Source organism: Senimuribacter intestinalis (assembly GCF_943192965.1).
Lineage (GTDB): Bacteria > Bacillota > Clostridia > Peptostreptococcales > Anaerovoracaceae > Senimuribacter > Senimuribacter intestinalis.
In genome coordinates, this window is the sequence record NZ_CALPCF010000004.1 from 230,519 (window position 1) to 244,722 (window position 14,204).

Annotated in this window: 13 protein-coding genes; 12 read left to right on the forward strand and 1 reads right to left on the reverse strand. The window is 43.9% G+C overall.

The genetic code is table 11. The features are described from left to right. The first annotated feature begins 88 nt into the window (after window positions 1-88). The 7 genes from NFR88_RS05915 to NFR88_RS05945 all read left to right on the forward strand — a co-directional run bounded on the left by NFR88_RS05915 (window position 89) and on the right by NFR88_RS05945 (window position 8,799). Complete coding sequence (locus tag NFR88_RS05915; RefSeq protein ID WP_160201614.1) at window positions 89-301, forward strand: hypothetical protein; 213 nt, start codon at window positions 89-91, stop codon at window positions 299-301. Continuing rightward, on the forward strand, window positions 298-1,740 hold the full coding sequence (nhaC, locus tag NFR88_RS05920) for a Na+/H+ antiporter NhaC (protein ID WP_160201615.1): 1,443 nt from the start codon (window positions 298-300) through the stop codon (window positions 1,738-1,740). The genes NFR88_RS05915 and nhaC overlap by 4 nt, the downstream gene beginning before the upstream one ends. A 5-nt stretch (window positions 1,741-1,745) precedes the next feature. After that, complete coding sequence (locus NFR88_RS05925) at window positions 1,746-2,924, forward strand: M20 family metallopeptidase (RefSeq protein ID WP_251614191.1); 1,179 nt, start codon at window positions 1,746-1,748, stop codon at window positions 2,922-2,924. A 20-nt stretch (window positions 2,925-2,944) separates the two neighbouring features. Further along, a complete protein-coding gene (locus NFR88_RS05930; RefSeq protein WP_161908625.1) occupies window positions 2,945-4,582 on the forward strand; it encodes an amidohydrolase in 1,638 nt (545 codons plus the stop codon). 16 nt (window positions 4,583-4,598) lie between these two features. Next, complete coding sequence (locus tag NFR88_RS05935) at window positions 4,599-6,146, forward strand: amidohydrolase (RefSeq protein WP_251614194.1); 1,548 nt, start codon at window positions 4,599-4,601, stop codon at window positions 6,144-6,146. 43 nt (window positions 6,147-6,189) lie between these two features. Further along, window positions 6,190-7,344: an AfsR/SARP family transcriptional regulator gene (locus NFR88_RS05940; protein WP_251614197.1), complete on the forward strand. Its 1,155-nt coding sequence runs from the start codon at window positions 6,190-6,192 to the stop codon at window positions 7,342-7,344. 159 nt (window positions 7,345-7,503) lie between these two features. Then, window positions 7,504-8,799 carry an ATP-binding protein gene (locus NFR88_RS05945; protein WP_251614200.1) on the forward strand — a complete coding sequence of 432 codons (1,296 nt, stop codon included), beginning with the start codon at window positions 7,504-7,506 and terminating at the stop codon, window positions 8,797-8,799. Window positions 8,800-8,916: 117 nt separating this feature from the next. Here NFR88_RS05945 and ansA read toward each other — a convergent pair whose 3' ends face one another. After that, entirely contained in the window at window positions 8,917-9,930 is a 1,014-nt protein-coding gene (ansA, locus tag NFR88_RS05950; protein ID WP_161908623.1) for an asparaginase, read from the reverse strand. 256 nt (window positions 9,931-10,186) lie between these two features. On the opposite strand from ansA, the gene deoD reads away from it, so the two are divergent. The 5 genes from deoD (at window position 10,187) to NFR88_RS05975 (ending at window position 14,078) form a co-directional block, all read left to right on the forward strand. Next, the gene (gene deoD, locus NFR88_RS05955) at window positions 10,187-10,900 is read left to right on the forward strand and encodes a purine-nucleoside phosphorylase (RefSeq protein WP_160201622.1); all 714 of its coding nucleotides are present in this window, start codon (window positions 10,187-10,189) and stop codon (window positions 10,898-10,900) included. Window positions 10,901-11,084: 184 nt separating this feature from the next. Then, on the forward strand, window positions 11,085-12,212 hold the full coding sequence (locus NFR88_RS05960) for a helix-turn-helix domain-containing protein (RefSeq protein ID WP_160201623.1): 1,128 nt from the start codon (window positions 11,085-11,087) through the stop codon (window positions 12,210-12,212). Beyond that, a complete protein-coding gene (locus NFR88_RS05965) occupies window positions 12,209-12,409 on the forward strand; it encodes a PLDc N-terminal domain-containing protein (RefSeq protein ID WP_160201624.1) in 201 nt (66 codons plus the stop codon). Before NFR88_RS05960 ends, NFR88_RS05965 begins: the two co-directional genes overlap by 4 nt. Then, the gene (locus NFR88_RS05970; protein WP_160201625.1) at window positions 12,409-13,311 is read left to right on the forward strand and encodes an ABC transporter ATP-binding protein; all 903 of its coding nucleotides are present in this window, start codon (window positions 12,409-12,411) and stop codon (window positions 13,309-13,311) included. Before NFR88_RS05965 ends, NFR88_RS05970 begins: the two co-directional genes overlap by 1 nt. After that, window positions 13,308-14,078 carry an ABC-2 transporter permease gene (locus NFR88_RS05975; protein WP_161908621.1) on the forward strand — a complete coding sequence of 257 codons (771 nt, stop codon included), beginning with the start codon at window positions 13,308-13,310 and terminating at the stop codon, window positions 14,076-14,078. Before NFR88_RS05970 ends, NFR88_RS05975 begins: the two co-directional genes overlap by 4 nt. Window positions 14,079-14,204: the final 126 nt, after the last annotated feature.

Here is a 14,204-nt window from a genome sequence, read left to right on the forward strand (position 1 = left end):
ATAGTCAATTTACCCTGCACTCCGCAGGGCTTTTTATTTTGGCGGTCTTTTTGTATATGCACCATTTAAGTCAAATATGCGATAAATTGTGCAGAAGAAACTAAATTTAATTCAAAAAGGAGCAAGGTATGATAGCACAAACAGTCAGGAAGACGAATTAAGAAAAATGTTTGTTTTCTCCGCCGATAAACATGGTATAAAACAAAATATAAAACACAAAGTAAAACTGAGCCCGTATATAATGCAAAAAAAGAAAGAAAGGAGAGCGGTTGTAAAGTATAACAACCCAAAAGGAAAATGAACGAAAAAACATTAAAAAAACCGTCGTTCGGTATTTCCGTCGTTATTATTGCATTTTTGTTTGTGGTGATTATTGCACAGCTGGTACTGGGATATTCTCCGGAGATTCATCTGACTCTGGTATTTTCCATTGCCTTTGCAGTAATCCTGTTGATGGCCACTGGCACAAAGTGGGCACAGATTGAGGAGGGTATTCTTCACGGCTGCAAAATCGCTACCGTACCGATGCTCATTCTGATGTTCATCGGTCTGTTGATTCCAATGCTGATTGCTTGTGGAACCATTCCGTCCCTCATTTATTATGGACTTAAAATTATCAGCCCGTCTGTTTTCCTGGTAACCGCTTGTGTGGTATGTTCCGTATCCGCAATCTGTATCGGTTCCAGCTGGACTACAGCGGCTACCTTTGGTGTTGCGTTCATGGGTATCAGCGTAGGTCTTGGTATTCCAGCTCCTATTACTGCCGGTGCAGTAATTTCCGGTGCAGTACTTGGTGACAAACTGTCTCCGATGTCCGACTCCACCAACCTGGCTGCAGGTGTTTGTGAAGCAAACCTGTTTGACCATGTTAGAGCAATGGTTTACACTACTGTTCCTGCATACGTAATCAGCTTAGTATTATATGCTATTATCGGAAGCAAATACTCTGCATCCAACATGGATATGGAGAGTGTAAATGAAATTTTAGGCGCAATTGAGGCAAACTTCGATATTGATGCACTGCATGTCATCATCAGTCTGCTGCCGCTGGTTCTGATCGTTGTACTTGCTGCTAAGCAGGTCAGTGCACTGGCAATTATGGTTGTAGGATCGCTGTTTGCAATGTTGATTGCAGTAATTACACAGGGTTATAACCTGTATGACTTGATGGTATACATGAATAATGGCTTCTCCATGGAAACTGGTTCTGATATCGTAGACTCTTTGGTAAACCGCGGTGGTATTCAGTCCATGATGTGGACGCTGTCCCTTGGTTACTTGGGTCTGTCCTATGGCGGTATCTTAGAAAAATGTCTGGTAATGGAAGCAATCCTGGACAAGATGGAAAGACTGACCCGTACACCGAGAGGTCTGGTTATCACTCACAATATTACTTCCGTTGTCGTTAACTTCTTATCCGGTTCTCAGTATGTAGCAATCATCATTCCAGGAAGAATGTACCTGCCTGCATACGACAAGCTGAACCTGCAGAGAAGACTGGCATCCAGAACTTGTGAAGACTCTGGTACAGTAACTTCTCAGTTAGTACCTTGGGGACTTTGCGGTGTATTTTACTTAGGCGCACTGGGCGTATCTGCATGGGATTATGCACCATACACATTCCTGTGCTACCTGACACCGATTATTGCAATCCTTTGCACCTGCTTCAAAATGTTCTTGTGGGAAAAGACACCTGAAGAAGCTGCAGCAGTTGCAAAAGAAAACGAGGCTAATGCGTAAGAAAAATGTGTAATGAAGTAATCAAGCTTCTGGAAAATCTGGTTGCAATTGACAGTCCTTACTTTGAAGAAGAGGATGTCATGGAATATGTCTGCCAGATATTCGAAGAACAAAATATACCTGTTAAGGTGCATGCTTATTACGAAGAAAAAATCACCGGATTTCATGGGAAGAATTTACTCATTGAAGCAAGCTGCGGAAAGGAAGGTCCGACCATTCATATCAATGGACATCTGGATACCGTTAAGCTCTGCGACGGATGGAGTAAAAACCCCTGCGGTGAGATGATTGAAGACCGCTTTTATGGCGTAGGCGCACTGGACATGAAGTCCGGATGCGCCGCCGCAATAGCGGCAGTGCAAAAATTTTTGAAAACCTATAAAGCATTTAAAGGAAGATTGCTGCTATCCTTAGTATCTGTGGAAGAAGGTCCTTATGGCATGGGGACAAATGCTATGATAGAAGACGGACTGCTTGCGGATATTGACTATTCCATTATTACAGAACCTAGTGCAGGATTTACAGGAAACGCTTTCCCAACCATGTGCCTGGGTGCGCGAGGCGGCTACGGTCTTACAGTCGAGTTTTACGGAAAGTCTGCCCATGCGGCAGATCCGCAGAAAGGAATTAGTGCGGCTTTAGATGCTTCAAAGTTTGTTGCAGAACTGGAAAACATTAACTATGTGGAAGATGATAAGCTTGGGAAAGGGGCAGCTTGTGTTGTTGCAATAGATTGCGACGGTGGTGCCTGCAGTGTGCCTGATAAAGCTGTAGTGAAACTGTTTTGGCATATTGTCAGAGGAGAATCTCCGCAAACCATCGAAGCAGAAATTAAGAAAGCCCTTGATAGAGCAACGGTTAAGTGCAGATACGAAATTTGTTTTCGGGAAGCGCCATCAGAGGGCTCAAAAGGATTCATGCCATATGTGACAGAAGAAAATAACCTGTATACCCGTGATTTTGCACAGGCAGTACGCGATGTGACGGGAAAGGAGGCAAATATATCCTATTTTCAGAGCATTGGAGATTTTAACTATCTGGGAACCAGACTGGGCGCACCGGCGCTAATCTTTGGACCAGATGGAGAAAATTACCACAGCGCTGATGAATATGTACAGATGGATACTGTAGTGCAAACTGCAGAGATTTTATATCGTTTTCTTGAAAAAACTATGGTAAACTAAAGGGAGGAATCGCTTTGCGTATGGAAAACTTAGATACACTGTTATATAACGGCAGAATTTACACCATGGAGGCTGCCGGAGATACAGTAGAAGCAATTGGAATACAAGACGGCAAGATCGTATTTGCAGGAAGCAGCGAAGATGCAAAAGCATACGACAGCCGCATAAAATATGACCTGAAAGGTGCAACCGTGATTCCAGGACTATCTGATGCGCATATGCATATGTATGCTTATTGTCAGAATCAGACCTTTGTAAATCTGGAACATGCGAAAACCATGGATGAACTATGCAGCCTCATGAGAGAGAAAGCAGAAAAAACGCCGGAAGGAACCTGGATTAAGGGCGTAGCTTTTGACCAGAATAAGCTGGCAGAAAATAGAATGCCGACCAGAGAGGATCTCGATAAGATCAGCACCAAACATCCGATTTTAATCCGCAGGGTTTGTCTGCATGCTGCAGTTGTCAACAGCAAGGCGCTGGAACTTGCAGGGGTGGATGAGAACTATCCGCAGCCAACAGGCGGTATTGTGGAAAAGGATGGAAGCGGGATGCCAAATGGCGTTTTCCGTGAACAGGCTACAAAGATCTTTGACTTTATCATTCCAGATCCGCTGTCTGATAAAAGTGTAAAGGATGAGGTATATCAGACTGTACTGCAGGATATGCATGCAAAAGGAATTACCAATATACATACCTATGCTGCACAGATTTGGAACTATGCAGAGGACATAGACTACTACAAAGAATTAGCTGAAAAAGAAGGGCTTGGCGTCAGAATTACAGTTTATCTGGATGAGTTGTTTGACAAAGAGCCTGTGACTGAAGAAGAATACAACAATCCGTATCGTTTAGTTCAGCAGGGAGGATACAAGCTGTTTACCGATGGATCACTGGGTTCTCGCTCTGCAGCATTGAAAGAGCCTTATGCAGATGATCCGGGAAACAGCGGGTTTATGACCTGCAGTCAGGAAGACCTGAACGAAAAGATTTTTACAGCATATCACAAAGGTTTGCAGCCTGCCATTCACGCAATTGGTGATGTAGCGCTTGATGCAACTTTGACGGCAATAGAAACTGCCATGGCAAAGGAAAAGGAATGCGGTGCAACCGAAGAAGAACTGGCAAAACGTTTGCCTTTCAGAATTATTCATGTGCAGATAATCAACGAAGAACTTCTTACACGGATGAAGGCACTGCCGGTGGTGCTGGACATTCAGCCGATTTTCCTTGCTACTGACTGGAACTGGATTGAGGATAGATTGGGTCCTGACAGAATGGATGGCGCTTATGCATGGAATACACTACAGCAGGCAGGGCTGCGTCTGACAGGAAGTTCGGATTGCCCAGTAGAAAGCTACAGCCCGATGCCGGGTATTTATGCTGCGGTTTCACGCTGCGGACTGGACGGGGCGCCTAAGGGCGGATACCACCCAGAGCAGAAACTGAGCCGTTTTGATGCTGTAGCATTATATACAAGAAACCCGCATTATGCAACTGGACAGGAAGATGTTCTGGGACTTTTACAGGAAGGATATTTTGCTGACCTTGCGGTACTTGATAAAGATATTTTTGAAATCCCGGAAGAGGAAATTCTGACGACAAAGGTAACCCATACTTTTGTTGCAGGCAACCTCGTCTATGGGGATTTGAAATAAGAAAAATCAAATCAGCATGGAGGATATTATGCTAGCGGACGTTATCATTAAAAACGGAAAATGTGTGACTATGGAGGAGGCAGGTCAGTGCTTCGACTGGGTTGCTGTTAGGAATCAGCGTATTCTAGATTTAGGATATGGAGAAGATTTTGAAAGCTATTTGTCGGAAGATACTGTCATTGTAGACGCAGAAGGACACACCGTTTTGCCGGGCTTCATCGACAGTCATTTCCACGTCATTCAAACTGCCTTTAATGCAGTGAGTTTGAATTTGAGCGATGTGAAAAGTCTTGCAGAAATTAGTGCCCGGATAAAAGAAGCAGCGATTGCCCATCCCGGCGAGATGATTCGAGGCTATGGATTGTCGCTTGATGGCCTTAGGGAAGATAAACAGCTGACTCGCAATATGCTGGATCAATGCTGTGATGACGTTCCTGTCTGGATTAATTCTAAAGAATACCAGGTAAGCATTTTAAACACCTATGCGCTTCTTTACTTTAAAATTCCATTTACAACTGTAGGCATTGAACTGGATGAAAGGTCAATGCCTACCGGTGTTTTTAGAAGAAATGCCAATTCGCTGCTTAGAACTAATATTTTGGACAGTTTTTCCGATGAATTTAGATTTGATACAGTCAATCAGCTGATGCCGACACTGCTGGAAAAAGGAATTACTACGATTAATGCCATGGAGGGCGGGACTTGTTACAGTGATAAGGATGCCGAGTTTATTTACCACCATGGGAAGGATTTTCCCATTGATATGGTGCTGTTTTATCAAACCATGGATATCGAGAAGGTAAAAAAGAAGGGGCTGAAACGAATCGGCGGGAGCCTTTATATCGATGGGACCATTGAAAACAGAACGGCAGCACTTTCTTTTGAATATGAGGACTGCCCAGGTACTATGGGAACGCTGTGTCTAAGCCAGCAACAGCTCAACGATTTTGTGCTGGAATGCTACGAAAATGAAATTCAGCTGGCGCTTTATACCATCGGTGACAGAGCCATCGAAGCGGCGCTTACTGCGCATGTGCAGGCGATGTATCAGGTGGGGACAACTGCACTGCGTCATCGTCTTGAACATGTGGAACTGGCAACGGAGGAGCAGGTTGAGCGGGCGAAAAGGCTGAATCTCATCTTCTCCATGCAGCCGTCTTACGAGCTGGATTGCGGCGGAAAGGGCGGGATTTATGAGAGAAGACTGGGAAGCAGATACAGACTGACAAACGCATTTCGTGAAATCATGGAAAAAGGAGTCAGGATTTGCGGTGGTTCAGATAGTGACGTTACGGAAGCAAATCCTTTGCTGGGTATTAGCGCGGCTGTGAATCATCCGGTGGAAGAGCATCGTATTGACGTGTACGATGCCCTCAGGATGTTTACCTGCGAAGGAGCCTACGCTATTTTTGAGGAAGAGAATAAAGGAACATTGAAAAAAGGAAAACTGGCGGATATCATCGTGCTGGACTGCGATATCTTTGAGGCAGAAAAAGAGAGACTGAAAGATATCAAAGTGACGATGACGATGAAGTCGGGGGATATTATTTACGAACGTTTTTAACTGCGGCACATCGGGGAGTAAAGAAATGTTGGAATTGTTCTTTTTGGGAAATTTAAAAATTTTATATCGTGGAAAGGATATTACGACGCAGCTGGGAAGCAAGGCATGCGCACTAATTTTTCTGCTCATGGAAAGTAAGGTAAAAGGTCTTTCCAGGGAAAAAATCATCGCTTATTTGTGGCCGGACAGCAAGGAGGAGGCAGCCAGATATAATCTTCGCTATAACTTGTGGGAAATCAAGAAAATCATCAAAGAAGATGCAGATGGAAATTTGTTTTTGCTGTCGGATAACAATACCTGCAAAATCAATGCTACCTATGAGTATGGATGCGATTTTATAGAAGCAGCTTGCTTTGACCGGAAGAAAGAGTACACTATGGCGGAGCTTTTGCACTTTCGCAGTCTGTTTTCCGGGGAACTCTATGAGGGTGCTTTCTTCAAGGGGTGTGAGGAACTCAACAATCTGATTCTATATCGCAGAATTGAGTTTGAAAAGCTGAAAGTACAGGTCATGGAGTCGATGGCTGAACTGCTTGCGCAGGAAGAAAACTATGAGGGTGAGATTGAAGTGTTGCAGGAGATTCTCAAGATTGACCCTTATAATGAAGAAATTGCTGGTCTGGTGATGGACGCTTACTGTAAAATTGGAAAAAGAGCGGAAGCAGTCAATTTTTACAGAACCTTTAGTAATACGCTGGCATTCAGTATTAATATTGCACCCGGAGAAGTATTGACTGAGAAATACAGGCAGATACAGGATGGTGCTCAGTATGAGGCATTTGTTCGAAGAGAGCGGAAAGTAAAAGATTCTGCAGCGGTTTCTACAGAGGAGAGAGTTTGTATTACCTGCATGGAGGGTATTCCATACTTTTGGCTGTCTGCACTTTTGAAAGATCTTAAAGAACTGCACGGAGATTTGCTCTATAAAGCTTTGAACGAGCGTGATGTATTCTGCCTTGGCAGCATCCAGCAGGAGTTTTGGAAGAGTGAACTGGCTGGTCGTGACAGCAGCACACTGAAAGATGTAAATATTATGAATGCTTGTGTGAAAGCACTGAGTGCGGTAGCAAGCCGCCGCAGTTTGATTATAGAAACCAGGCAGGGTGAATATATGGACCAAGCTTCCAGAGCTTTTGTGCGATATATGAAAGCAACCGCTGAAGAGCAGGGACTGAAAATTGTATTTTTTGAGAAATAATGACAGGAAATGATGGGCATAATAGAATAGAAAAGTGTTAAAGATTGCAAAAATCTATTCTAAATGCGGTTAATATATTGATTTCCGTAGGTTTAATTGCTACAATAGAATAGAAAAGTGTTAAAAGTTGCAAAAATCTATTCTAAAGGAGGATTTGCTATGGAAATCCGAAGAGATTTTTATCTGGATAAATTGATAAAAAGAAAAAATAATGGACTGATTAAAGTCATCACAGGTATTCGCAGATGCGGAAAGTCTTATTTGCTGAATACTATCTTTTATCATCATCTTTTGGAGAGCGGTGTGGACAAGAGTCATATTATCCGTTTTGCCTTTGACTCTGCAGATGATTTGTTCCTGATTGGCGAAAGCCTAATTCAAATTGAAAAAGAAAAAAGAGGCGTGAATCCTGAAAAATTCATGGCATATATTAGAACGCAGATTGTAGACGATGAAATGTATTATCTGCTTCTGGATGAAGTGCAGCTGATGGATTGCTTTGAGGCTGTACTGAACAGCTATCTAAGAAAAGAAAATATAGATGTGTTTGTAACCGGAAGCAATGCAAAATTTCTCTCTAAAGATATTGTCACTGAGTTTGCAGGCAGAGGTGATGAAATCCATATGTATCCTTTGAGCTTTGCGGAGTTTATGACTGTTTATCAGGGAGACAAGTATCAGGGACTGTCTGAATATATGCTTTATGGCGGTATTCCATTGGTGGTTCTTCGGGACGGAGCTGGAGATAAAGCGGCAGTCTTGCAGAATTTGTTTAACGAAATCTATATGCAGGATATTTATAAACGCAACCGTATTCGTAATCACGGGGAACTGGAGGATCTGCTGAATATTCTTTCCTCCGCTATCGGTTCTCTGACCAATCCGGAGAAGCTTAGGAATACTTTCAAAACTGTAAAAAAATCCCGAATCACTTCCGCGACGATTAAAAAATATCTTGCGTGTTTTGAGGATTCTTTTCTAATTGAATCCGCGCAGCGGTATGACATTAAAGGCAAATCATATATCGAAACGCCAAAGAAATACTATTTTTCAGATTTGGGACTGCGTAATGCGAGAATCAACTTCCGGCAGTTTGAACAAACGCATTCCATGGAAAATGTGATTTATAATGAACTTCGCATGCGAGGTTACAGCGTAGATGTGGGAGTGATTCCGATTGCAGAAAAGAACAAGGACGGAAAGGTAGTTCGAAAGCAGCTGGAGGTGGATTTTGTCTGCAATCTTGGCTCCGCTCGGTACTATATTCAGTCGGCATATTCTCTGCCTGATGAAGAAAAACGAAATCAAGAGATCAGACCATTCCGCAGGATTGATGATTCTTTCAAGAAAATTGTCATTACTGGGGACGTCGTACCTGCCCATTATGATGAATTCGGTATTCTGACTGTAAATATCTATGATTTTCTGATGGATCCTACTTGTATTGAAAAATAGACGAAAAAAGACGAAGTAAGTATACCTTTTCTTCGTCTTGCATCTATAGTTATTGTCTGCTGACAAGCAGGCTCCTGGGACCCACCCGAAGCTGTGCTTCGAGGAAGGGTGGGGTTGTTATTTCGTTAATTCCCCACGCAAATCTTCTTCCATCTTTGCCTTGATTTCTTCTTTTGGAAGATTGAGACTGAACAGGTAATATAGCTTGGCAACAGCAGCTTCTGTAGTCATGTTGTAGCCGCTGACGGCGCCGGCTCTTGTCAGTGCAGAACTGGTTTCATAGGCGCCCAGCTTGACGGTGCCCTGCTGGCACTGGGAGCAGACGGTGATGATGGTGCCGTGTTCAAAAGCTTTTTTGATAATCGGCAGCAGCGCATTATCGTAGCTTGGAATATTGCCTGCGCCGAAGGTTTCCAGCACGATGCCTTTCAGACTCTCCGTCATAATGGATTCAAAGAGACTGAACTGAATGCCTGGAAATACTTTTAATACACCGATGGAGGTCTGCGTAAACTCAGTGAGTGAAAAAGCAGCGTCTGGATTCGGTTCAAAGAGTTCCGCCGTATTGTATTTGATGTCGATTCCGGCTTCCGCCAGCGGGTGATAGTTGGGAGAATCGAAAGCGATGAGCCCGTCAGCGGAGGCTTTGGTTGAGCGATTTCCGCGCAGAAGTCTGCCGCCGAAATAAAGACTGACCTCACGTACGATACCTTGTCCGGCGATGAAAACGGAGGTAATCAGATTGTCTCTAGCGTCACTTCTGAGCTGACAGAGTGGAATCTGTGAGCCGGTGACAACTACAGGTTTGTTCAACCCTTCCAGCATAAAGGACAGGGCTGAAGCGGTGTATGCCATAGTGTCGGTGCCGTGAAGCACGACAAATCCATCATAGGCGTCGTAGTTGTCACGAATTGCCCTGCCAATCTGATTCCACTGCTCTACTGCGATATTAGAAGAGTCCAGCAGCGGTTCAAATTCGATCATGTCCCACTCCGGCATGCCCTCTCCTTTTAAATCGTCGATAGACGATATTGCATCGTGAAAATAACCCCTCTTTGGCGCATAGCCTTTGTCTGTGGGAACCATGCCGATGGTGCCGCCTGTATATAAAATGCAGATTTTTTTCTTCATATTAAAACCTCCGGTTATGTTGCTTACTCTATTTTAGCATAAAGGCAGATAAAATAAATAAAAAATTTCCGATGAGAAACTTTAGAAATGAAAGTCTGAAAAAGTAAAAATCCAACTTGCCTTTTCCAAGCTTTTATTCATAATAAAAAGAGAATCGGATGAAGGGGGAAATTATTTTGCAAATTGCGCTGGTATAAGGGGGACTATATTGATATAATAAAATAAACGAAATAGAAATGAAAAGGAGATGATTGATATGTCTAATATACCTACCCCACATATTTCAGCGAAGCTGGGCGATTTTGCAGAAACCGTACTTATGCCGGGCGATCCGCTGCGCTCTAAGTTTATTGCGGAGAATTTTCTGGAAGGCGCTGAACTTGTCAACAATGTAAGAGGTGTACAAGGATACACTGGTACATATAAGGGCAGGAAAGTATCCGTCATGGCTTCCGGTATGGGAATGCCTGCTATCGGGATTTATTCTTATGAGCTGTTCAACTTTTATGATGTAAAGAATATCATCAGAGTCGGCACTGCCGGCGGACTTCGCGAGGAAGTTAAAGTCAAAGATATCATCATGGGTATGGCTTGCATGACCAACTCCAACTGGGCTGCTCAGTATGAAATCAATGCGGTGCTTCCTGCTGTGTGCTCCTATGATCTTTTGAAAAAGGCTGAGCAAGCGGCTGCTGATTTAGGCGTTAAACCGCATATTGGCACGATTTTTTCATCAGATGTATTCTATGACAGCACCAGAGATTACGACAAGTGGAGAAGCATGGGCGTGTTGGGCGTAGAGATGGAAGCGGCAGCGCTGTACATGCAGGCTGCAAAAGCCGGAAAAAATGCGCTGTGCATCTGCACCGTATCCGATCACATGGTTACAGGGGAATCCTGCAGCTCAGACGAAAGGCAGACCGCATTTACTACGATGATGGAAATTGCGCTGGAAACAGCAATTAGATAAGATCAAATTTAATAGAACAGAGAAAACAGGGTGAACCGATGATGGTCAGCCCTGTTTTTTGTCTGTTATGGTATCTTTTCCAGAGAAAAAGTTTCCTGCCGGTTGATTTATCTTCGCGAAATATCGTGCATCTCTATTGAGCAGAGTGAGCGGGCTGGATATAATAACTGTAGGAGGTGTAAGGATGAATATTTTGAGTTTTTCAGAGAACATCACTTGTTTGCGCAGGGAACGGGGAATGACCCAGGAACAGCTGGCGGATTTTCTTGGCGTAACTAAGGCGTCTATATCTAAGTGGGAGACGAAACAGTCGCTGCCGGATATATTGATGCTGCCTAAACTTGCTGCTTTCTTTGATGTAACAATCGATCAACTGGTGGGATATGAGCCGCAGTTGAGTAAAGAACAGATACAGGGGATTTATGAGGAATTGTCGGAGGAATTTGCGATACGGGAACGGTTTGAACAGACCATGAGTCGGAGCAGGAAGCTAGTGAAGCAATACTACAGCTGTTATCGTTTTTTGTTCTATATAGGTTCGCTGTGGATCAATCATTTTATGCTGGCGGAGAGCAGGAAGCAGCAGGAAACGATTTTGGAAGATGCGATAGCCCTCTTTGATCATATCAGTTCTCAGAGTGGGGATGTAGGTCTTTGCGGTGATGCGCAGATGATGCGTGCTACAGCACTGTTACAGTTGGGAAAAGCTGCGGACGTTGTAGAGTGTTTGGAAGAAACATTGAGTCCATATCGTTTAGCGGTACAGAGCGACGGGCTTTTGATTCAGGCATATCAGATGCTAGGAGAAAATGAGCAGGCGGATAGCTTTGCGCAGGTAAGCATGTATATACATCTAATCATATTGATGTCTGATGCAGTTTGGCGCATGTCGTTAAGGAAGGATGACCGGAATTTTTGCATGGAAACCATCAGGCGCGTGGATAGCCTTTTGGAAGACTGGAATAAGGAGATGACGCATCCCAACGAGGCCATATATCATATGCAGGCAGCCGTTGTTTATATGTGTTATTCCATGCATGAAGAGGCTTTGAACCGTTTGGAACGCTACGTAAAATGTATCGGAAGCTGTGAAGAAAACGGATTTCGGCTTTGCGGCGACAGCTATTTTGATAAAATGGGGGATTGGTTTGAGACGCTGGTGCAGGGCGGAGGAGCGCCGCGCAGTAAGAAAGTGATTTTGGAAAGTGCTGCGCAGATTTTTCAGCATCCGGCGTTTGCGCCTATACAGAAAGAACCGCGTTTTTTAGCAATAAAGCGTTTATTAGAGACCATAGGAGGGCAGGAAAGATGAGTTTGCGAGAATTAATGCCGTTTCTCATTCCACTGGCAATTGCGGAGATTGCGCTGCTGGCGTTTACCATGTGGCATATATTGACCCATGACAGGTATAAAAGGGGAAACCGGACGATTTGGATCATTGTAGCCATTGCTGGTATGCAGTTTATTGGCCCGGTGCTATATTTTTTACTGGGGAAGGAGGATAACTGATGAATGTACTGGAGCTTCGCAATGTTTCAAAGCGCTTTGGCGCAAACAGTGTGTTGAATGATTTGAATTTTTCTGTTCCAGAGAATAGTATTTTCGGATTTATTGGAGAGAATGGTGCAGGGAAGACCACTACCATGAAGCTTATTTTAGGTCTGATGCAGCCTGATAGTGGGGAAATTCGTGTGCAGGGGGAAAAAGTCCTGTTTGGCAGCAGCCGGACCAATCGAAACATAGGGTATCTGCCTGATGTACCAGAGTTTTATGATTTTTTAACACCAATGGAATATCTGAACTTATGCGGAAAAATATCCAAAATACCGAAGGCGGAATGTGAACATAGAGTTAAAGACCTGCTGGTGATGGTAGGGCTGGCGGGAAAGAATAAACGTATTCATGGCTTTTCTAGGGGAATGAAACAACGACTTGGTATTGCACAGGCACTGCTTACACAGCCGAAGCTTTTGATTTGTGATGAGCCTACTTCAGCCCTTGATCCGGCGGGCAGACGTGAAATTCTGGACATTTTATCGGAGGTGAAATCTCAGACGACGGTTCTGTTCTCGACGCACATCCTGTCTGATGTAGAGCGAATCTGTGATGAATTTGCGTTTCTTCACGGTGGAAAGCTTGCTGCCTGGGGAACTATGGAGCAGATGAGAAAGCTGCGTGGCAGTAATGGGATAGAAGTCGAATTTGACACTGCGGCAGACGCTGCGTTATTTGCGGAGCGATATCCGCAGGTCAGAAGGACAGGAAGCTGCAGACTGCATTTTGATGATAAAGGAGTGGACGATATGCCCGCTATTTTAGAGGATTTATCGCACAGCGGTCTTGCAGTTCAGCGAGTAGAACAGAAGGAGCCAGCGCTGGAAGATTTATTTATGGAGGTGATGGGAAAATGATGGAACTGCGAGCATTTACATGGAAAGAATTTTTGTGGGCAGCGCGGACGGGAAAGCTGATGTTTTTGATGATTCTCTTTGTCCTCTTTGGCGTCATGAATCCTGCAATCGCTAAAATGACACCGTGGCTGATGGAGACATTAGCGGGAGATTTGGCAGACAGCGGTTTTCATATAGTGGCGACTACTGTTAATGGACTGACTTCGTGGAATCAGTTTTGCAAAAATATCCCTCTGGCTATGATTGTGTTTCTCTTACTTTTTTCTGGTATATTGACCAGCGAATACGAAAAGGGAACACTAACTATGATGCTGGCAAAAGGTTTGGCGCGCTGGAAAATCCTTGCGGCAAAGGGGCTGGTTACGGGAATCCTTTGGACCGCAGGCTATTGGATGAGTTTTGCCATTACATGGGGTTATAACCGCTTTTTCTGGAATGACGATAGTGCAGCGTACGTTTTTGCTGCTGGTGGGTGCTACTATTTGCTGGGATTATGGCTGATTACATTGGTTTTACTTATGTCGGCAATTTTCAAAACCGGCGGAGCCGCCCTTGCCGCTGTAGTTTGCAGTTTTGCTGCGGTATATTTGCTAGGATTTCTCCCCACAATTAAAGAATATCTGCCGGGCTTTTTGTTCAATGCCCAGACGTTACTTGCTTCCGCAGCAGAGCCGGCGGATTTTGTGCCTGTGATTTTGATAACCATTGCCATAAGTGTTGCAAGTTTGGTAAGTGCTTTTATCCTGTTTGCACGGCGGACGGTTTAGAAAATATGGAAGGTTCGTATCAAATAGAGTTGGGATCAATGAAATATTCGTGTAATTTAACGCGAATCATTCGATAAAAATTGTTGAAATGAACATGAATATCTGATATGCTATAGGTAACACTCT